General features: G+C 74.6%; 16 protein-coding genes. 9 read left to right on the forward strand and 7 right to left on the reverse strand.

Annotation, left to right across the window (positions count from 1 at the left end; all coding sequences use genetic code 11):
* Positions 1 to 63: 63 nt before the first annotated feature.
* From ABZ716_RS14540 to ABZ716_RS14560, 5 genes are all read left to right on the forward strand, one after another.
* Positions 64 to 1,929 (forward strand): HSP90 family protein, encoded by a 1,866-nt coding sequence (locus ABZ716_RS14540; protein WP_351890682.1) that lies wholly within the window; start codon positions 64 to 66, stop codon positions 1,927 to 1,929.
* Positions 1,930 to 4,965 carry a tetratricopeptide repeat protein gene (locus ABZ716_RS14545; protein WP_358959047.1) on the forward strand — a complete coding sequence of 1,012 codons (3,036 nt, stop codon included), beginning with the start codon at positions 1,930 to 1,932 and terminating at the stop codon, positions 4,963 to 4,965.
* A gap of 246 nt (positions 4,966 to 5,211) precedes the next feature.
* Entirely contained in the window at positions 5,212 to 5,874 is a 663-nt protein-coding gene (locus tag ABZ716_RS14550) for an intradiol ring-cleavage dioxygenase (RefSeq protein WP_358959049.1), read from the forward strand.
* Positions 5,875 to 6,037: 163 nt separating this feature from the next.
* Positions 6,038 to 7,438 (forward strand): hypothetical protein, encoded by a 1,401-nt coding sequence (locus ABZ716_RS14555; RefSeq protein ID WP_358810760.1) that lies wholly within the window; start codon positions 6,038 to 6,040, stop codon positions 7,436 to 7,438.
* A 99-nt stretch (positions 7,439 to 7,537) separates the two neighbouring features.
* Complete coding sequence (locus ABZ716_RS14560) at positions 7,538 to 8,359, forward strand: dienelactone hydrolase family protein (RefSeq protein WP_358959051.1); 822 nt, start codon at positions 7,538 to 7,540, stop codon at positions 8,357 to 8,359.
* Here the strand turns inward: ABZ716_RS14560 and ABZ716_RS14565 are convergent.
* Together ABZ716_RS14565 and ABZ716_RS14570 are read right to left on the reverse strand one after the other, a co-directional pair.
* Entirely contained in the window at positions 8,353 to 8,832 is a 480-nt protein-coding gene (locus tag ABZ716_RS14565; protein WP_358810758.1) for a hypothetical protein, read from the reverse strand. The genes ABZ716_RS14560 and ABZ716_RS14565 overlap by 7 nt on opposite strands.
* A 110-nt stretch (positions 8,833 to 8,942) precedes the next feature.
* Positions 8,943 to 9,548: a CAP domain-containing protein gene (locus ABZ716_RS14570; RefSeq protein WP_358959054.1), complete on the reverse strand. Its 606-nt coding sequence runs from the start codon at positions 9,546 to 9,548 to the stop codon at positions 8,943 to 8,945.
* A gap of 266 nt (positions 9,549 to 9,814) precedes the next feature.
* Between ABZ716_RS14570 and ABZ716_RS14575 the strand changes: the two genes are divergently transcribed.
* The 3 genes from ABZ716_RS14575 to ABZ716_RS14585 are packed head-to-tail and all read left to right on the forward strand — an operon-like array spanning position 9,815 to position 13,411.
* Positions 9,815 to 11,233 (forward strand): MFS transporter, encoded by a 1,419-nt coding sequence (locus tag ABZ716_RS14575; protein WP_358959056.1) that lies wholly within the window; start codon positions 9,815 to 9,817, stop codon positions 11,231 to 11,233.
* Between the two features lie 58 nt (positions 11,234 to 11,291).
* Positions 11,292 to 12,002: a response regulator transcription factor gene (locus ABZ716_RS14580; RefSeq protein ID WP_358959059.1), complete on the forward strand. Its 711-nt coding sequence runs from the start codon at positions 11,292 to 11,294 to the stop codon at positions 12,000 to 12,002.
* The gene (locus ABZ716_RS14585; protein WP_358959061.1) at positions 11,999 to 13,411 is read left to right on the forward strand and encodes a HAMP domain-containing sensor histidine kinase; all 1,413 of its coding nucleotides are present in this window, start codon (positions 11,999 to 12,001) and stop codon (positions 13,409 to 13,411) included. Before ABZ716_RS14580 ends, ABZ716_RS14585 begins: the two co-directional genes overlap by 4 nt.
* Here the strand turns inward: ABZ716_RS14585 and ABZ716_RS14590 are convergent.
* From ABZ716_RS14590 to ABZ716_RS14600, 3 genes are all read right to left on the reverse strand, one after another.
* Entirely contained in the window at positions 13,390 to 14,358 is a 969-nt protein-coding gene (locus ABZ716_RS14590) for a TAXI family TRAP transporter solute-binding subunit (RefSeq protein ID WP_358959063.1), read from the reverse strand. The two genes, ABZ716_RS14585 and ABZ716_RS14590, sit on opposite strands and share 22 nt — an antisense overlap.
* Positions 14,359 to 14,379: 21 nt before the next feature.
* Entirely contained in the window at positions 14,380 to 15,018 is a 639-nt protein-coding gene (locus ABZ716_RS14595) for a cysteine hydrolase family protein (RefSeq protein WP_358959066.1), read from the reverse strand.
* A gap of 97 nt (positions 15,019 to 15,115) precedes the next feature.
* Positions 15,116 to 16,108, reverse strand: a complete 993-nt coding sequence (locus ABZ716_RS14600; RefSeq protein ID WP_358810751.1) for a GlxA family transcriptional regulator — start codon at positions 16,106 to 16,108, stop codon at positions 15,116 to 15,118.
* Positions 16,109 to 16,304: 196 nt separating this feature from the next.
* Between ABZ716_RS14600 and ABZ716_RS14605 the strand changes: the two genes are divergently transcribed.
* Positions 16,305 to 16,718: a rodlin gene (locus tag ABZ716_RS14605; protein ID WP_351890652.1), complete on the forward strand. Its 414-nt coding sequence runs from the start codon at positions 16,305 to 16,307 to the stop codon at positions 16,716 to 16,718.
* Positions 16,719 to 16,789: 71 nt separating this feature from the next.
* Here the strand turns inward: ABZ716_RS14605 and ABZ716_RS14610 are convergent, their stop codons facing one another.
* Both ABZ716_RS14610 and ABZ716_RS14615 read right to left on the reverse strand, forming a co-directional pair.
* A complete protein-coding gene (locus tag ABZ716_RS14610; protein WP_358810750.1) occupies positions 16,790 to 17,971 on the reverse strand; it encodes a cytochrome P450 in 1,182 nt (393 codons plus the stop codon).
* A complete protein-coding gene (locus ABZ716_RS14615; protein WP_351890647.1) occupies positions 17,968 to 18,678 on the reverse strand; it encodes a tRNA-dependent cyclodipeptide synthase in 711 nt (236 codons plus the stop codon). The genes ABZ716_RS14610 and ABZ716_RS14615 overlap by 4 nt, the downstream gene beginning before the upstream one ends.
* Between the last annotated feature and the right edge of the window lie 204 nt (positions 18,679 to 18,882).

Here is an 18,882-nt window from a genome sequence, read left to right on the forward strand (position 1 = left end):
CCCTTCCCGCCGTACGGCACATCCGGACGCCGTACCGGCGCGTCTACCGAAAGATCCTCCACGGTGCCCCACTCCGAGTCCGCCCACACCTTCCAGGTCGACCTGCGCGGCCTGGTGGACCTGCTCTCCCACCACCTCTACTCCAGCCCGCGCGTCTACCTGCGCGAGCTCCTGCAGAACGCGGTGGACGCCATCACGGCCCGCCGCGCGGCCGACCCGTCCGCCCCCGCCACCATCACCGTGCGCACCGGGGACGGGCTCACCATCACCGACACCGGTATCGGCCTGACCGAGGCCGACGTGCACCGCTTCCTCGCCACCATCGGCCGCAGCTCCAAGCGGACCACGGACGGCGGCCTGGACGGCGCCGGACTCGACGAGGCGCGCGGTGACTTCATCGGGCAGTTCGGCATCGGTCTGCTCGCCTGTTTCGTCGTCGCCGACGAGATCACCGTGGTGAGCCGGCACGCCGGTGACCCCGCCGCGCCCGCCGTCGAGTGGCGCGGCCACTCCGACGGCCGCTACACCATCCGTACGCTGCCCGCCGGCACGGTGGCGGAGCCGGGCACCACGGTCCGGCTGAGCCCGCGCGCCGGCAACGCCGAGTGGACGGGCCCCGCCCGGGTCGTCGAGCTGGCCCGGCACTACGGCAGCCTGCTCCCGTACGAGGTCACCGTCACCGGGCCGGACGGCGCGAGCGTGCGGATCGACGCGCCGCCGCCGTGGGAGCGGGAGCACCGCTCGCCGCTGGCCCGCCGTGAGGCTCTGGCCGGGTACTGCCGTGAGGTCTTCGACTTCGCGCCGCTCGACACGATCGAGCTCGACCTGCCGGCGGCCGGGCTGCGCGGTGTCGCGTACGTCCTGCCGACCGCGCTGAGCCCGGCTCAGCGCGCGGGCCACCGGGTGCACCTGAAGGGGATGCTCCTGACGGACCGGGCGACGGAGCTGCTGCCCGAGTGGGCGTTCTTCGTGCGCTGCGTCATCGACACGACCAGCCTGCGCCCGACCGCCTCCCGCGAGGCGCTGTACGAGGACGGCACGCTGTCGGCGGTCCGGGACGCGCTGGGCGTACGGATCCGGGACTGGCTCACCGGGATCGCGGCGAGCGATCCGGCGCTGCTGCACCGGTTCATCGAGGTGCACCACCTGGCGGTGAAGGCGCTCGCCCGCTACGACGACGAGCTGCTGCGCATCGTGCTGCCGTGGCTTCCGTTCGAGACCACGGACGGCAACGTCACCCTGGAGGAGTTCGCCCGGAGCCACCCCACGGTCCTCGTCACGCGCAGCGTGGAGGAGTTCCGGCAGGTCGCGCCGATCGCCTCCGCGGCCGGCCTCGGGGTCGTCAACGGCGGCTACACCTACGACCGGGACCTCGTGCACCGGCTGCCCGAGATCCGGCCGGGCACGGCGGTGACGGACCTGGACCCGGCCACGGTCACCGCGCACCTGGACGCCGTGGAGCCGTCGGCGGAGATCCGCGCGGCGGCGTTCCTGGGCATCGCCCGGGAGGTGGTCGCCGCCCAGGACTGCGATGTGGTCCTGCGCGACTTCCAGCCGGTGACGGCTCCCGCGCTGCTGCTGGACAACCGGGAGGCCCGCCATGAGCGGACCCGGTCCTCGCTGGCCGCCGACAGCGACGGCCTGTGGGCCGACATCCTGGGCTCGCTGCGCAGTGAGACCCCGCGCGCCCAGCTGGTGCTGAACCACCTCAACCCGCTGGTGCGCCAGGCCGTCACGATCGAGGAGCGCGGGCTGGCCGTCGCCGCCGCCGAGTCCCTGTACGGACAGGCGCTGCTGCTGAGCCGCCGTCCGCTCAAGGCGAGCGAGAGCGCCCTGCTCAACCGGGCCTTCATCGGCCTGCTCACCCATGCCATGCACGGGGGCCGGGGCGGCGACGCGTCCGGCTCCGACTCCCGGAAGGAACCGTAGATGCTCGACACCCCGGAGGCCGTGTTCGAGGCGCTGCGTGAGAACCACGACCGCCCGCACGGGATGCAGCGCACCGTCACCGCCGAGGAACTGGTGGAGGCGGCAGAGCCGTTCGAGAAGCCGGAGGTGCTGGTCACGGCGCTGATGGAGCTGATGGCGGCGTACGAGTTCACCGGCGAGCACCGCAAGGCACCGGTGGTCTTCGCCCGGCTGCTGAAGCTGTGGGAGGACGCGCCGGGCGCGTTCAGCGAGTACGAGGCGCACCAGGTCCTGTGGCGGTTCAAGTGGGTGACGACCTCGCTGCTCCAGGTGCCCGAGGTTCCCCTGGCCGTGGTCGAGGGATGGACCGGGCGGATGCGGGAGCGGTACGAGGCGGACGGGCTCGGTGTGCAGCCGGTGGCGGCGATGCGCTACCACGTCGCCGCGCACACCGGCAGCGGGGTCGAGGACGCGTACGACCTGTGGGCCACGCGGCCACGGACCCGGCTGAGCGACTGCGAGGCGTGCGAGACCCGCCACCACGCGCTGCACCGGGTGGCGTCGGGGCAGGACGCGGCGGCGCTGGAGCTGTGGGAGCCGGTGCTCAGCGGTGCCTCGACGTGTTCGGAGGAACCGCAGTCGAGCCGGGCCCGGGCCCTGCTGCCGCTGGTGCGGCTGGGCCGGACCGACGAGGCCCGGGCCCACCACCTGGCCGGGTACCGCGCGGTGCGCGGCAGGACGGGGATGCAGCAGGAGGTGGGTCTGCACCTGGAGTTCTGCGCGCTGACCCGCAACGAGGGGCGCGGCCTGGAGGTCCTGGCCGAGAACCGGCCGCTGTTCGAGGCGACCGGCGCCCCGCTGGACCGCCTCGGGTTCCTCACGGGTGCCGAGGTGCTGCTGGCCCGGCTCGTGGCGGACGGGCACGCGCAGGCTCCGGTGGCCGGCCCGCCGGGGCGCAACTGGACGGCCGGGGAGCTGCTGGCCACCGTACGGGCCGAAGGGGAGGCGCTGGCCGCCGCCTTCGACGCGCGCAACGGCACGTCGGCGGTGGGTGACCGGCGCCGGGAGCGGCTGGAGCGGGCGCCGCTGCTGGACCAGCCGCTGCCGCTGGGGCTGCGTACGGCGGTCACCGCCGCGCGCCCGGCCGGTGCTGCCGTCCCCGCTGCCGGAGTACGGGAGGTCCCGGGGGACTTCGTCGCTCTGGTGCGGGAGGCGCGCCGGCTGGACGCGCTGGGCCACCCGGGGGACGCGGCGCTGTGGAAGCGGATCGCCGAGGCGGCGGACGCCGACGGGTACGCGCACGAGGAGCGGCTCGGACCGGAGGGCCGGCTGCGCGCCGAGCTCGCCCAGCAGCGCGCCTTCGACCTGCGGGTCCAGGACCGCGACGGCGAGGCCGTCACGCTGATGCGGGAGGCCGCCGGCCTGTTCGAGCGGGCCGGCATGACCTGGGACGCCCTCGCGTCCCGCTCGATGGCACTGGCCTGGACGTCGGAACCCGGCAGCGAGCCGGAGCCGGAGGCCGGCGCCGGGAACGCGCCCGCGGACGGGTCCGCGGACGGCGCCGGGCGTGACGCGGTGTGGGAGGGGCTGGAGGGGTTCGTGCGGGAGGCGGACGAGCTGCTCGCCTCGGGCGCGGACGCCGACGCCGCCTACGACGTCCCCGGGACCGACGCCGCCGTCACCGGCACCGGGCCGGGGAGCATCGCCGCCCGGCGGTACCTGACGGTGCTCTACGCCCGGGCGTACGGCGCGTTCCACGCGGCCATGGCGGAGCACCCGGAGCCCTCGGCGGCCGCCCGCGAGAGGTTCGAGGCGGCGGCCGGGGCCCTGCGCACCGAGGCGGAGCGCCTGGCCGTACCGCACCAGGCGGCCAACGCGCTGGAGTTCAGCGCCAACTTCGTCCTGCGCCTCGGGGAGACGGACCGCGCCGAGCAGGAGCTGCGGGCGGTGCTGGAGGAGCTGGACGCGGGCGCGCCGGAGCGTCCCTGGAAGGGCAGCCGGCCCCGGGCGGTGCTCGCCCAGCTCCTGCTCGGCCAGGGCCGGCACGAGGAGGCCGTGGAGCTGCTGCACCAGGCGATCTCCCTCACCGTCCGCCACGACGACGCGGCCTTCCCCCTCGCGCCCGCCTACGCGATGCTCGGGCACGCCGCCACGCACACCGGTGACGCGACCGGTGCCGTACGGCACTTCTCCGAGGCCGCGGACCGCTTCGACCGGGCCGGCGACCACGATCAGGCGGCCGACGTCCGGCTCCAGCTCGCGGACCTGCTCCGGCGCACCGGCCGGACGGCGGAGGCCGTCGCCGTCCTGGAGTCGGTGGTCGCCGAGCGCACCGCGGACTCCCTCGATCCGCGCGTGCTGGCGCAGGGCCGGCTGAGCCTGGCGCGGGGGCTGCGCGAGCTGGAGGAACACCTGGCGGCCGCCGAGGAGTTCCTGCGGCTGGCCGACTCCGCCGGTGACTGGGGCGGCGAGGGCGAGGCGGTGCTCACCTCGGTGGCGTCGGAGGCGGCCGTCGCGCTCGCGGCGGCCGACCGCTGGGACGCGGCCCGGGCGGCGTACGACCGCGCCCTCGCCACGCACGCGCAGGCCCCGAGCCCCGCGGTGATCACGCAGATGATGCGCGAGTTCGCCCGCCTGAACCAGGCGGCCCGGGGCGCGGAGGGGGTGGACGCCTCGCTGGCCCACCTCGCGGACGCCGACGCGGTGCGCGCGGCGGTACCGGAGGAAGCCGAGGACTTCACCCCCTGGTTCGAGGAGGGCAGCATCCGCTACCGGCGCGCCCTGGTCCTCGCGGACGCCGGACGCTTCACCGAGGCGCTGGCCGAGGCCGAGGCGTCGGTCGCCGCGCACGAAGGGGGCGGGGAGCACGGCGAGGAGGCCCGCGCCGAAGCGGTCCGCGTCGCGGCGCTGATCGAGGCGAACGGCCTGGACCGCACCGGCCTCGCGGCGCAGCGCCTCGCGGCGGGGGCGGCCCGCTGTGAGCAGCGCGGCCTGCCCGAGGCGGCCCGCGTCCTGGAGCAGCTGCGCGAGGAGGTCCTCTCCGCCCACGAGGGCTGACCTCCCCGGTCCGCCTCCCCGGTCCGGCCGCGCCCGTCTCCCGTCCGAGCGGCGCGGCCGGCTCACGGACGCGCGTTCTCGGTGGACCGGCGACCTCGGCGCGGAGGCAGGGTGCGCCGTGCGGGGCCCGTGACGCCCGGTCGGCGGTATGTCGGTCGTGGGGCCCGGCGGCGGGGTGCGGCACGGTGGGCTGCGGTGGGCCGTCGTCCCGGTCGGCGGCCCGGGCGCAGCACGTGAGAGGTTCGGATGACCGACAACGGCACCTCCCCCGGCAGCCGCCGCTCCCTCCTGCTGGCGGCCGGGTCGCTCTCCGTCGCCGCACTGGCCGCCGGCTGCGGCCGCCCGGCGGCCGCGCCGCCGGGCGGGCCCACGCCCGGTTGCGTCCTCGCCGTGAAGGCGGGTGCGGGCCCGAACTACTCCGGCCCGGGCCGGACCCGTTCGGACGTCACCGACGGACGTGCGGGCGTACCGCTGCGGCTGGAGCTGACGGTGGTGCGGGCGTCGGCCGGCTGCCGTCCCCTGGCCGGTGCCGCCGTGGACATCTGGCAGGCCGATGCCGCCGGGGTCTACTCGGAGGGGCGGGACACCTTCCTGCGCGGGGTGCAGGTGACCGACGGCGCCGGGCGGTGCGTGTTCCGGACGATCGTTCCCGGCTGGTACGCGGGGCTCGCGCCGCACATCCACTTCAAGGTACGCCCCGACTCCCGCTCCGAGACCACCTCCCAGTTCTTCTTCCCCGAGGACTTCCTGCGGGAGGTCTACGCCCGCGAGCCGTACACCCGCCGCAAGGCACCGCGGAGCCCCAACGCGCACGACGACCGGTACCGGGCCGCCGCCGGCACGATGACGCTGGCTCCCGTGGCCGAGGGCGGCGGCTACCGCGCCGCCTACACCGTCGGCATCGCCTGAGCCCGCCTGGGGGCTCCGCTTTAACGTTCAACCTCCCTGTGGCGCACGCGAGTTGGCCGGAACCGGAGATGACCGCACCGGTCCGCCCATGTCATGATCAACCCTCACGTTACTTCTCGGTAACGCGCTCCATTCCCCTCATTCACCGAATGGTTCCTCCTTCGTGCGCACGTTTGCCCAACGTCTCCTGCTCCCCGGCCTGACCACGCTGGCGCTCGCCACCGCCGGCTGCTCCTCCCCGGCGCACACCGGCTCCGCCGGCCCCGCGGCCGCCCCCGGCGCCCCGGCCGCGGACACCTCCCAGCACCTCGACGTGGCCGCGGCGCCCCAGGGCCCCGCCGACCCGACGCCCCTGGCCCGCACGGCCACCGGCGACGGGCGGCCGGAGAAGTCCTCGCTGCGGGTCGCCTCCTACGACAAGAACAGCCGGCGGGCCGTCATAGCCACGGCCGCCCAGCCCCCCAAGGGCGGCCAGAACCCCCCCTCCGACCACTCCCCCGCCCCCGCCAAGCCGGTCGCCGTCGGCGACGTCATCGCCAGCGCCCCCGCACCCGGCGCCCCCGACGGCCTCCTCGCGCAGGTCACCGAGGTGGTCGGCACGACCGACCGCGGCACCGAGGTGAAGACCGCCCCCACCACCCTGTCCGCCGCCCTGGGCGCGGCCCAGGCCGACGGCAAGGTCAAGGTCGACCCGTCCGCCATGACCGTCGAACCCCTGATGAAGGGGGTCACCTTCTCCTGGGCCAAGGGCGAGGGCGCCCGCTTCGGCCCGCGGGGCGCCACGCTGCCCCTGGGCAGCCTGCGGCTCGACGTGGACGCGGCCATCGACACCGCCAAGGACGCCCCCGCCTCGGCCGGCGCCTCGGTCTCCGGGTTCGTCCAGCTCGCCCCGCAGGTGGAGTTCTCCTACACGGGGACCAAGCCCGGCTCGGCCCCCAGCGCGGCCTTCCTCGGCATGAGCGGGGACTGGTCCTCGCAGTGGGCCCTCAAGGGCCGGGCCGCCGCGAGCACCGGCGCTCCCCGGCGCATCCCGTTCGCCAAGCTGCACAGCGCGCCCGTCATCCAGGTCGGCCCCGTCCCGGTCGTGGTCGACCTCGACCTGACGACGTACATCCAGGTGGAGGCCGACGGCCGGGTCACCCTCGACGTCCAGCAGGAGGTCAAGGGCGACTTCCGCGTCGGCGGCAGCTACGCGACGGGCAAGGGCTGGACCCCGGTCAGCACCTCCGCCGTGCACAGCACCCCGGTGAAGGCCACCGTCACCGCCTCCGGACGGGTCAAGGGCGCCCTCGGCGCCGAGGCGGCCGTCGGGCTGTACGGGGCCGTCGGCGTCGGCGCCGACTTCGCCCCCTACCTGCGCGGCGAGGCCGACGCCAAGGCGTCCGCGTCCAGCGACGGCGCCACCTCCGTGAGCGGCGCCTGGGCCCTGTACGGAGGCTTCGACCTCAGCGGCCAACTGCACCTCCAGCTGTCCCTGTTCGGCACGCCCGTCCTGGAACGCCGTATCCCACTGGGCTCCCTGCACCGCGAGTGGGCGCTCGCCAGCGGCGGCTCCGGGCACTGACCGACCCCCGCCACCCCGGGGTCACAGGGCCATGGCCAACCGGTGCTACGTATCGGTAACTTGAGGGCCGTCCACGAGGTTCGACGGAAGGGGAGGTCCGTGGCGGACCACGATCTGACCGGATTCACCAAGAGCACCTTCACCCACGGCGGCACCACCCGCCGGGTGCTGCGCCGGGGCACGGGCCCGGCGGTGATCGTCATGGCCGAGGTCCCCGGGATCACCCCCAAGGTCCTGCGGTTCGCGGAGCAGGTGGCGGACACCGGCTGCACGGCCGTGCTCCCGGTGCTCTTCGGCACGCCCGGACGGGACGCGGACCCGGCCACCGGCGGCTGGCCGAACACCGCCCGGGTCATGGCCTCGACCATGTGGCAGGTCTGCGTGAGCCGGGAGTTCACGCTCCTGGCGACCGGCCGCAGCTCGCGCGTGGTGGGCTGGCTGCGGGCGCTGGCCGCCGCCGAGCACGAGCGCTGCGGCGGGCCCGGGGTCGGGGCCGTCGGGATGTGCCTGACCGGCGGCTTCGCCCTGGCCATGGCCACCGACGAGCGGATGCTCGCCCCGGTGCTCTCCCAGCCTTCGCTCCCCCTGCCGTGCACCGCCGGCCGGGCGGGCTCGATCGACATCAGCCCCCGGGAGCTGGCGGTGGTGCGCGGGCGCTGCGAGCGCGAGGGGCTCCAGGTGCTGGGGCTGCGGTTCAAGGGGGACCGCCTGGTGCCCGCTGACCGGTTCGCGTTCCTGCGCCGGGAGCTCGGGGACGCGTTCGTCGCTGTGGAACTGGAGGACGGGGCGGCCGATCCGCAGAGCCCGCTGCCCGCGCACTCCGTGCTGACGGAGCACCTCGTCGACGAGCCCGGCGAGCCCACGCGGGAGGCGCTGGACACCGTCCTCGGCCTGTTCCGCGAGAAGCTCCTCGGTCAGTAGACGAGCTTGTAGGTGACGTCCTTGTGCACGGGCTCCGGGGCGGCGTCCTTGTACAGCAGCCGGATCACGGTGAAGCGCTGGACCCCGGCATGGGTGGGCCAGGGCCTCGGCGCGCTCAGGGTGACCGTCACGGGGTAGGGCCGGAACCGGCCCGAGGCGCAGTCCGGGCGGCAGTCGTTGACCATGTCGGTGCCGGTGGCGACAGCCGTGCCCGCGCCCCAGGTGCGCCAGTGCAAGTCGACGAGGCGGTTGTTGCCGTCGCCGCAGGCCAGGATGTACTCCTCGGGCCGTACCTGGGCCGCGGAGAAGCAGTCCACGACCACGACCGGATAGGGGTCCGCGGGGGCCTGGGCCGACGCGGGCGCGGCCATCGCCGCCAGCGCGGCCACGGCGCACACCAGGCCGGCCTTCCGTCCGCGCAGCCGGGCCGTGCGGGCCCGTGCGTCTGCCCGTACCTCACCTGAAGCGTCCACGAGCCTCTCCTCGCCATTCGGCTCCACTGTCGGCGCCATGTCCAGCTTTCCCCATCCGGAGGACGTGCGCACCCGCTGGGCGGGGGTGCGCGCCATCCCTCACTGATCCCTCACTGCTGGCAGCGCCCGAAGGTCACCACGTACGTACCGGACCCGTTCGCGCCGGCTCCGGCCGGGTCGGCCGCGCCCGCCTGGGCCCAGCTGCCGTACTCGCGCAGCGAGCCGTCCAGGATGACGCGGCGGTGGCCCGGGCTGTGCATCCACCAGGTGACGGCGGCCTTCGGCGAGCCCGCCGCGCCGCCCCAGCCGGTGTAGGCGATCTCGGCGACCGCCCAGGAACGGGGGTTGGGGCAGTAGCCTGCGGCCTTGATGCGGCTCTGCGGGGTCGAACCGGTCCGCGGGTTGGTGTGGGCGTCCTTGCCGGGCCCCCACCACTTCAGCTGCACGGCGGCCGCCGTGTGCTGCTGGGCGGCTGTCGTCAGCGAGGGGTTGCTGGTCAGCGGCTGGAGCCCGCGCTGGGTGCGCTCGGCGTTGATGAGGCAGGCGACGGCGAGCCGGGCCGCGTCGGCGCCGTCGCCCGGCGAGCGGGCGGAGGCGGCGGGGTCGCAGTACGCGGCCGAAGCGGGTACGGCCGTGGCCGGTACGAGGGTGACGGCGAGGCAGCCCGCCGTCGCCAGGCTCAGGGCGATACGGGTCGGTGAAGCGGCTCTTCTCACGGGGTCTCCTGTGGGCAGCCGGACATCGGATGTGTCCCGGCGGGTGTGGAGGCGCCCCAGCGCTGTGGCTTCCCGTACCAGCCTGCCACCGGCCCCCGCTGATCGCCACGCGGCCGCCCCCGGGCGCGGGTGTACGCGGCTTTCTTAGCGGGACGTTAGATCTGGGCGGCGGGGCTTGTCCGACCGCGACGGCGGATCCACTCTGGGCACTCCCCCGCATCCGGGGTGCCGCCCCTTCCCATCAGGGACTTTCCTCTGGAGCCGCCATGTCCGCGTCCGCCGTCCCGCCGGGCTCGCCGTCAGGTCCGCCGCCCGGTACCGCCTCACGTACCGCGTCCGGTACTCCGTCCGGGGACGAGCGCCGCCGGCGGCGTCTCGCCCTCGTCGGAGGCTCGCTCGGCAACCTCGTGGAGTGGTACGACTGGTTCGTCTACGCCAGCTTCGCCCTCTACTTCGCCGACTCCTTCTTCCCCGGCAGCAACCAGACCGCCAAGCTGATGAACACGGCCGGCATCTTCGCCGTCGGGTTCCTGATGCGCCCCGTCGGCGGGTGGATCCTGGGGCGGGCCGCCGACCGGCACGGCCGGAAGAGCGCCCTCACCCTGACCGTCACCATGATGTCGGTGGCCGCCCTGCTGATCGCAGTCGCCCCCACCTACGGCCAGGCCGGCCCGTTCGGCGCCGTCGTGCTGCTCCTGGCCCGGCTGCTCCAGGGGCTGAGCATCGGCGGCGAGTACGCGGCCAGCGCCACCTACCTCACCGAAGCCTCGGCCCGTAACCGGCGCGGGCTGGGCTCGTCGTTCCAGTACGTGTCGATGACCTGCGGGCAACTCCTCGGCCTGGGCATCCTGATCACGTTGCAGCACACCCTCACCAAGCAGCAGCTCGGCAGCTGGGGGTGGAGGATCCCCTTCGTCCTCGGAGCCGTGTTCGCGCTCGTGGTGTTCTGGCTGCGCCGGCGCCTCGAGGAGACCGACGCCTTCAAGGAGGCCGGCGCCCACGACGACAGTGCGCGGGGCTCGCTCAAGGCCCTGTGGGAGCACCGGCGTCAGGCCGGGCTGGTCATGGCGCTCACCCTCGGCGGCACCGTCGCGTACTACACCTACACCACCTACCTCACCAAGTACCTGGTCACCAGCGCGGGCATGAACAAGAACACCGCCACACTGGTGAGTTTCACCGCCCTGACCGTCTTCGCCGTGCTCCAGCCCTTCGCCGGGATGCTGTCCGACCGGATCGGCCGGCGCCCCCTGCTCATCACCTTCGCGGTGGGCTGCACCGTCGGCACCTACCCGATCATGACGGCGCTCGGGTCGGCGTCCTCGTACTGGTCCGCGCTCGGCCTGTCCCTGCTGGCCCTGGTGATCGTCACCGGCTACACCTCCATCAACGCGGCGGTGAAAGCCGAGCTGTTCCCCACCCGGGTCCGGGCGCTGGGCGTGGCACTGCCGTACGCGGTCGCCAACGCGCTGTTCGGCGGCACGGCGGAGTACGTGGCCCTGTGGTTCAAGGACGCCGGGCACGAGAAGGCGTTCTTCTGGTACGTGTCCGGCTGCGCCCTCGTCTCGCTGGTGACGTACGTCCTGATGCCGGACACCCGCAACGCGGCCCTCAGCCGCGCCGAGGAGGAAGGGGCCGGGGAGGCGGGGAAGGCTCCGACGGCGGCCGCCGGGGCGGCGCGATAGGCTTCCGGGCGGCTCGGCCGGGGCCGGGCGGGCGGTACACGGGGTGCGGGGAGGTGCGGTGCACGCGCTGCTCGTCGAGGACGACGACCGGATGGCCCGGGCCCTGGGCACCGCCCTCGCCCAGCGGGGGCACACCGTCCGCCGGGCGGCCCGGGCGCTGGACGCCCTGCGGTACGTGCGGGAGGCCGAGTTCGTGCTGCTCGACCTGGGTCTGCCCGACCTCGACGGGCTGGAACTGCTCCGGCGGCTGCGGACCGTCTGCGACGCGCCGGTGATCGTGGTGACGGCCCGCTGCGAGGAGCGCGACATCGTGCAGGGGCTGCGGGCGGGCGCCGACGACTACGTGGTCAAGCCGTTCCGGATGGCGGAGCTGATGGCCCGCATCGACACCGTCCGCCGGCGGACCGGGCCGCACCCCCGCCACCCGGACGGCGCCGGCCGGATCGTGCGGGCGGGGGACGTCGAGGTGGACACGGCCCGGCGGACGGTGACCGTGGCCGGGCGCGAAATCCGGCTGACGCGCCGGGAGTTCGATGTGCTGGCCCATCTGGCCGCCCGCCCGGACGAGGTGCACGCGCGGGAGGAGATCCTCGACCGGATCTGGGGCGACGCCTTCCTCGGCACCTCCCGCTCCCTCGACGTGCACGTGGCGGGGATCCGCGCCAAGACGGGCCGGCCGGGCCTGGTGCGCACGGTGCGCGGGTTCGGCTACCGGCTCGGCGGCGGCGCGGGCCCGGCCGCCTCCGGGGAGCGGGACGAGGGCCCGTGAGGCGCAGGCTGCTCGCGGTGCTGATGGTGCTCATGGGAGCCGCCGCCCAGCTGCTGTGCGTGCCGCTGGCCGACGCCTACGCTCGGGGCCGGACCGAACATCTGCTGCTCCAGCGGCGTTCGGAGGCCGTGCGGTTCGCCGACCTCGCCGACCGCACGGGCAGCGAGGCCGACCGGGCGGAGCTGTCCGCCGAGATCGGCCGGTACGCCCAGCTGTACGGGGCTTCGGTGGTCGTGGTCGACGCGGCGGGGGCGACGGTGGCGCGGGCCCCGGGGGACGGGTCCGCCGGGCGGGAGCCGCTGACCGGGGCGGCGGACGCCTGCCGGCGTGCGCTCACCGGGCGTTCCACCGACCGGCTGCCGACGGTCCGGCCCTGGGGTCCGCGGAGCGTGCTGCTCGCCGAGCCGGTGGGGCGGGACGAGCGGGTCAGCGGGGCGGTGCTGATGGCCGTGCCCACGGCCGCCGCCCGCCGGGACGTGACGGTCCGCTGGTCCCTGATCGCCGCCGGGGCGGCGGCTGCCTTCGCCGCCGCGGCGCTGGTCGCGTCGGGGATCTCGCGCTGGCTGATGCGGCCGCTCCTCGATCTGGACCGGGCGGTGGAGCGGCTGGCGGCCGGCAGTCTGAAGGCCCGGGCCGTCTCCGACACCGGGCCGCCGGAACTGCGGAGCCTGCGGCGGCACTTCAACGGGATGGCGGAGGCCGTCGCCGACTCCCTGGGCCGCCAGCGGGACTTCGTCGCCGACGCCTCCCACCAGCTGCGCAACCCGCTCGCCACCCTGGTGCTCCAGCTGGAGAACGTCGAACCGCACATCAGCCCGGGGCCCGGGCTCGCCGAGCACGCCCGGGCGCTGGACGAGGCGGAGCGGCTGGAGGAGCTGCTGGACGGGCTGCTGGCGCTGGCGCGGGTGGAGTCGGGGGCGGCGGAGCCGGCGGAGCAGGACCTGGCGGCGGCGGTAGGGGGCCGGGTGGAGGCGTGGATGCCGGTGTTCCGGGCGGCCGGGCTGACGCTGGCGGCGGGCCCCCTCCCCCACCGGCTGCCGGTACGCGCCCTGCCCGACGCGGCGGGGCGGATCCTGGACGCGCTCCTCGACAACGCGGCGAAGTTCGTGCCGTCCGGGGGCCGGGTGGAGGTACGCGTCACGGGCCCCGCCGACGGCGTGGCCGTCGTACGGGTCGCCGACGACGGGCCGGGGGTGCCGGCCGATCAACTGGGTCTGCTGATGCGGCGTTTCGGCCGCTCCCCGGAGCACCAGAACCTGCCGGGAAGCGGGCTGGGGCTGGCCATCGCGGAGGAGATCGCCCGGGTCAGCGGAGGGCGGCTGGAGGTGGCCGCGAACGTTCCGCGGGGCCTGGTCTTCACCGTGCGGCTGCCCTGCGCCGGGGGCGCTCAGCCGTACACCGAGCGGTAGTAGGCGGCCGCGCCCGGGTGGAGCGGCACCGCACCGGTGGAGATCGCGAAGCGGGGCTCCAGCCGTACGCCCGCCGTCACCTCGCGCAGCAGGTCGCGCCGGCGGTCGAAGAGCACCCGGAGCAGCTCACCGGCGGCGCTCGCAGCCACGTCCTCACGGGCCAGGAGATAGTTGCCGACGCCGATCGTGCCGACCGGCGCGGTCAGCCCGTAGGCCCCGACGGGCAGGGTGACGGCCGTGTACACGGGGCCGTAGCGCTCGCGCAGGGCGTCCGCGTAGCCGTCCAACGGCAGGAAGCGCAGCGGCAGTTCGGCCGCCAGGGCGGTCAGGGCCGGGGTCGGTACGCCGCCGGACCAGAACGCGGCGTCGACCGCGCCGGAGCGCAGCGCGGCCGCCGACTCGGCGAGGCCCAGCTGCCGTTCCCCGGCCGGCGCCGGGCCGGTGCTCAGCCCGGCGGCGCCCAGGACGCGGCCGGCCAGGACCTGCACCCCCGAGCCGTCGGCTCCGGCCGCGACCGGGCGCCCGGCGAGGTCGGTGAGCGAGCGGACCGGTCCGGCGGCCGGGACGAGCAGGTGGGTGTAGTTGACGTAGACGCGGGCCAGTGCCGTCACCGGGGCCCGCCGGGTGAAGGGTGCGCGCCCGAGGGCGGCGTCCTCGGCCACGTCGGCCATGGACAGCGCGAGGTCGGCCGAGCCCTCGTCCAGCCGGCGTAGGTTGTCCACGCTCGCCGCGGTGGCGAGCGGGAGGATCTCCAGCCGGCCGCCGCCGTCGCCGGCGGCCTGGGCGAGGGCCCGTCCGAAGGCGTGGTACGGGCCTCCCCGCGGGCCGGTCGCCAGCCGCAGCCGGGGCACCGGGCCGGAGCGGCCCGAGCAGCCGGCGAGGGCCGCCGCGACCGCGCCGAGCCCGGCGCCCATCAGGCGCCGGCGTCCGGTCGCTGCGCTCGTCACGGCGGCAGCCTAGCCGCCCGTTCAGGGGCGCAGGGAGTCCGCGGTGGGGACGACGAGCCCGAACATGTCGCTGATCGTGGTCAGGGCGGCGCTCTGGAGGGCCGCGGCGGGCAGGACGGCACCATCGGGGGCGGTCAGGGCGCGGGTGGCGGTGGCTTCGGCGACGACGGTGGGCCGGTAGCCGCGGTTGAACGCCTCCTGGGCGGTGAAGGTGACGCACATGTGGGTCATGAACCCGGCCAGGACCAGGTCCTTGCCGCTGCCGGCGGCGAAGCCGAGGCCGGTGAGGGCCTTCTCCAGTTCGGTGGCGTGGAAGGCGTTGGGGTACCGCTTGACCACGACGGGCTCGCCGTCGGCCGGGGCGACCTCGTCGCTGAGGGCGCCGAGGTGCTCGCGGAGGTCGTACGGGCTGCCGTCGCCGCCGTCGTGGACGACGTGGACCACGGGGGCGCCGGCGGCGCGGGCCCGCTCCAGCAGCCGGGCGCCGGCCGCGACGGCCTCGTCGGCGCCTTCCAGGGCCATCACGCCGGTGCGGTAGGTGTTCTGGAAGTCGATCAGGACCAGGACGGAGTCGGCCAGCCGGGGCGGCCGCTCGTCCAGTCCGCTCAGCGCGCGCAGGGTCGGGGACGCGGTGGCGGTGCCGGGGGTCGTGGTGCTCATGGGATGCCTCTCAGGGGGATGCGGGCCGGCGGAAGCGGGCAGGGCGCGGCGCCCGCCCGGCGGTCCGCCGGCGGATGGGGGGAACGGGTGGCGGCCGTCAGGCCGTGTGGGTGCGGAACCGGCGGCGGTAGGCCGCCGGGGTGGTGGCGAGCTGTCGCCGGAACGCCCGGTGCAGGGTTTCCGCCGAGCCGAGTCCGGAGCCGGCCGCCACCTGGTCGAGCGGGCTGTCGCCGGTCTCCAGCAGGCGCCGGGCCAGTTCGACGCGGACCGCTTCGACGTAGGCGGCGGGGCTGGTGCCCGTCTCCTGTTTGAAGACGCGGGCGAAGTGCCGTTCGCTCAGGCACATCCGCGCGGCCAGGGCCGGCGCGGACAGGTCGGCGTCGGGGTGGTCGGCGATCCACAGCCGCAGTTCGTCGATCTCCCGGCGCCCGGCGGCCGGCCGGCTGAGCGGGACGGAGAACTGGCTCTGGCCGCCCTGCCGTTTGAGGTACATCACCAGCTGCCGGGCCACGGCGAGCGCGGTCTGCTCGCCGAGGTCCTCGGCGACGAGGGCCAGCGCGAGGTCCAGGCAGGCGCTGATCCCGGCTCCGGTCCACAGCCGGCCCCGGTCGGCCCGTACGAAGATCGGGTCGGGGTCGACCGTGACGCCCGGGTGGTCGGCGGCCAGCTGGGCGGCGGTCGACCAGTGGGTGGTGGCCGTCCTCCCGTCCAGCAGTCCGGCGGCGGCCAGCACATGGGCGCCCACACACACGGAGGCGACGCGCCGGGCGTGCGGGGCGGTCTCCCGCACCCAGGCGACGACCTCCTCGTCGATCCGGGCGACGGGGCCCGACTCGGCCATGTCGACCGCGCCGGGCACGAGGAGGGTGTCCACCTCCGCGCCGACGCCGGCGAAGGCCACGTCGGTCAGCAGCCGTACGCCCGCCGAGGTGCGCACCGGTCCGGCGGCCGGCCCGGCGAGGCGGACCTCGTACCCGGCCCGGCCCGCGGTCTCGCGGTTGGCCAGCGCGAAGACCTCTGCGGGGCCGGTGACGTCGAGGAGGTCGACGTCGGGGAAGACCGCGATGACGACACGGTGTGCGGTGGACATGGGTCCATCCTCACCGCGGCCGCCGCAGGGCCGCAATGACGCTTCCCCGTCACATCCGGACACGCCCGCGGGGCCGGTGCCGTACCGGCGGCGCGTCGTTCGGGTGACCTGGCGCCACCCTTCGGGGCCGGTCGCCGTTACCAGTGCGGCCTTCCCGTCCGGGGCGGCCCTCCGCCAGACAAGGAACCTTTCGATCATGCTGAAGAAGATGATGGTCACCGCCGCAGCCACCGCCGCCGTGATCGGCGCGGGCGCTGCCGCTGCCGCCCCGGCGATGGCGGTCGGCAACGACAACGGGATCAACACCGTCAACGGCAACGGCGCCCAGCAGATCTACGGCAACCAGGAGACCGCCGGCGCCCTGAGCCCCCAGCTCAGCCTCGTCCAGGGCACGCTGAACAAGCCCTGCATCGGCCTGCCCGCGAAGGTCAACGCCCAGTCGCTGGTCGCCATCATCGCCAACATCGGCGTCCAGGACGTCAACGTCCTGTCCAACCCGCAGAACCAGCAGTGCACCGAGAACTCCACCCAGGCCAAGGGTGACGAGTCCCTGTCGCACATCCTGGACAACATCCCGGTCCTCTCCGGCAACCTCTCCGCCGGCAGCTGAACGGCCGAGGCCCCCCGCCCCGCGTCCGGGGCGGGGGGCCTCGTCATGCCGTCAGCGGGAGCGGTCCGGGCTCACCACATCACCGGCAGCCGCTCGGGGAGCCGCTTCATGAACCCGGTGCGCCACACGAGCTGTTCGACGGGAACGGCCAGCCGCAGCCGGGGCATCGCCGCGAGGACGGCGCGCAGACCGATCTCGGCGTGCTTCTTGCCGAGGGCCGTGGCCGGGCAGTAGTGGGAGCCGCCGCCGAAGGAGAAGTGGGCGGAGGAGTTGGCCCGGGTGAAGTCCAGCCGGTGCGGGTCCGGGAAGACGGAGGGGTCGAAGTTGGCGCCCTCGGGCAGGACCAGGACCAGCTCCCCCTTCTTCACCTCGACCTCGCCGAGGGTCATGTCCTCCATGGCCAGGCGGGGCAGGCCGTCGCCGATGGACAGGTTGATCCGCAGCAGCTCGTCCACCGCCTGGGGCATCAGCTCCGGGTGGGCGGCCAGGTGGTCGGACTCCTCCGGGTGGGTGAGCAGGGTGACCAGGGCCATGGCGAGGAAGCCGGCGGTGGAGATGACCCCGGCGCCGAACAGGGTGACGCCGACCGTCGCGAACATCTCGTCGCTGACGTGCTCGTATCCCTCGGTGCCGCGCAGCTTCGCCAGGTCACCGATGAGCCCGCCCTCGGTGTCGTCGAGGCGGGCGGTCATGTAGGCGATGTCGCGGTCCCAGTTCAGCCGCGCCGCGGGGATCTCGCGGGGGCTGTTCATGAAGGCGATCGGGAGCGACTCGGCGAGCAGCGGAGCCGCCTCGTGCGGTATGCCGAGGATCTGGCAGTGCATCGCCTCCGAGAACGGGTCGGTGAACATGGACCGGATGTCGACGGGAGCGCCGTGCCGGACCATCCGCCCGACCAGCTCGGCGGCGTACTCCTCCATCCACTCCTGGAGGCCGGGGGCCTTGGGGTTGATCGCCTTCATGACGGCCTTGCGCAGGCCGGCGCCGGTGATGTTGCCCATGTTGTTGACGACCTCGGGCGGGATCGTCAGCGCGTACTGGCGGGGCACCCCCGGGTCGGAGGTGTTCTTGAGGCTGAAGCGGTCGTCCTCCAGGACCTGCTTGACGAGGTCGTACGAGGAGACGAGCCAGGCTTCGGCTCCGGCGATGGTGCGTACCTTCACCACCGGGGCGAGTTCGCCGATCTGGGCGGGCAGGTGGGTGCCGTCCCACGTGAAGGGGAAGTCGAGGATCGGCTCCGCGTGGGTGGTCACAGCTGGTCTCCTTCGGTGGCGGGGGTGACGACGGCGTGGCCCTGGTTGCGGGAGGCCCGCAGTCCGGCGCCGCGCGAGTAGAGCAGGTCCGCCATCGGCAGTGCCTGGTGGTAGCAGTTCAGCGACGAGGGGACGCCGAGGATCGCGGGGGTGTCGAGGAACAGGGGTGCCTCGGCGCACACGTAGTCGAGGCAGACCTTCCGCTGGTGCGCGGTGGGCTGCTGGCCGCCGAGCACCTTGGAGGAGAGGAAGATGTCCACGAGTTCGTTCGCCGTCTCGGCGAACGCCGGGTCCGTGCCGAGCCGCTGGAGCAGGTCGGCGTGCATGCGGTCGTACGCGGGGATGCCCTGGAGGGAGGACATCGGTCTGCCGCGCAGACGGGTGCCCGACGGGTCGATATCGGCCACCGCATTCGTCACCTTGGCGCGTACACCGCGTAGGTTCTTGACCGTTTTACGACGGGCCTCGTCCTCCGGATAGCCCATGGCCACATACATTTCGGCCACGTGCAGATCGGTATAGATCAGATCGGCCTGCCGGAAGTTGTCGAGGGCCCATTCGGCGAGTGCGTGCACGCGCTGGGCGGAGAAGTAGGAGTTGCCTGGCGAGATGCCGATGACGGCGTGGTCGCCCTCACCTGCGATGACCTGGCAGTGCGGGGTGTACGGGTCAACGCGGAAAGCGCTGGTCCGGGTTGCTGTGGTCATGGGAGTGGTCACGTCCCTGTCGCCGCGATTCCCCGATCGGACCCCGTGTCCCGGGTGCGGCGGCGACGTTCAGAACCTATCCGCAAAGCGCCGCTCCGGTTGGATTACCGCACAGTTCGTCTCGGCTTGTGGACTCAGATGAATTCCGGGTTAACAGCCGGGCGGAACAGAGGTGTTGTTCTGCCCTGCAAGGTGGTGATCAGG

The sequence above is a fragment of the Streptomyces sp. NPDC006687 genome (assembly GCF_040636215.1).
In the GTDB taxonomy this organism is placed as follows: Bacteria; Actinomycetota; Actinomycetes; order Streptomycetales; family Streptomycetaceae; genus Streptomyces.

What these genes read in the sequence shown, in the direction of transcription:
- ABZ716_RS14545 (WP_358959047.1), top strand. Translation starts at nt 1,930, where the DNA reads ATGCTCGACACCCCGGAGGCCGTGTTCGAGGCGCTGCGTGAGAACCAC.
- ABZ716_RS14550 (WP_358959049.1), top strand. Translation starts at nt 5,212, where the DNA reads ATGACCGACAACGGCACCTCCCCCGGCAGCCGCCGCTCCCTCCTGCTG.
- ABZ716_RS14575 (WP_358959056.1), top strand. Translation starts at nt 9,815, where the DNA reads ATGTCCGCGTCCGCCGTCCCGCCGGGCTCGCCGTCAGGTCCGCCGCCC.
- ABZ716_RS14595 (WP_358959066.1), bottom strand. Translation starts at nt 15,018, where the DNA reads ATGAGCACCACGACCCCCGGCACCGCCACCGCGTCCCCGACCCTGCGC.
- ABZ716_RS14600 (WP_358810751.1), bottom strand. Translation starts at nt 16,108, where the DNA reads ATGTCCACCGCACACCGTGTCGTCATCGCGGTCTTCCCCGACGTCGAC.
- ABZ716_RS14605 (WP_351890652.1), top strand. Translation starts at nt 16,305, where the DNA reads ATGCTGAAGAAGATGATGGTCACCGCCGCAGCCACCGCCGCCGTGATC.
- ABZ716_RS14615 (WP_351890647.1), bottom strand. Translation starts at nt 18,678, where the DNA reads ATGACCACAGCAACCCGGACCAGCGCTTTCCGCGTTGACCCGTACACC.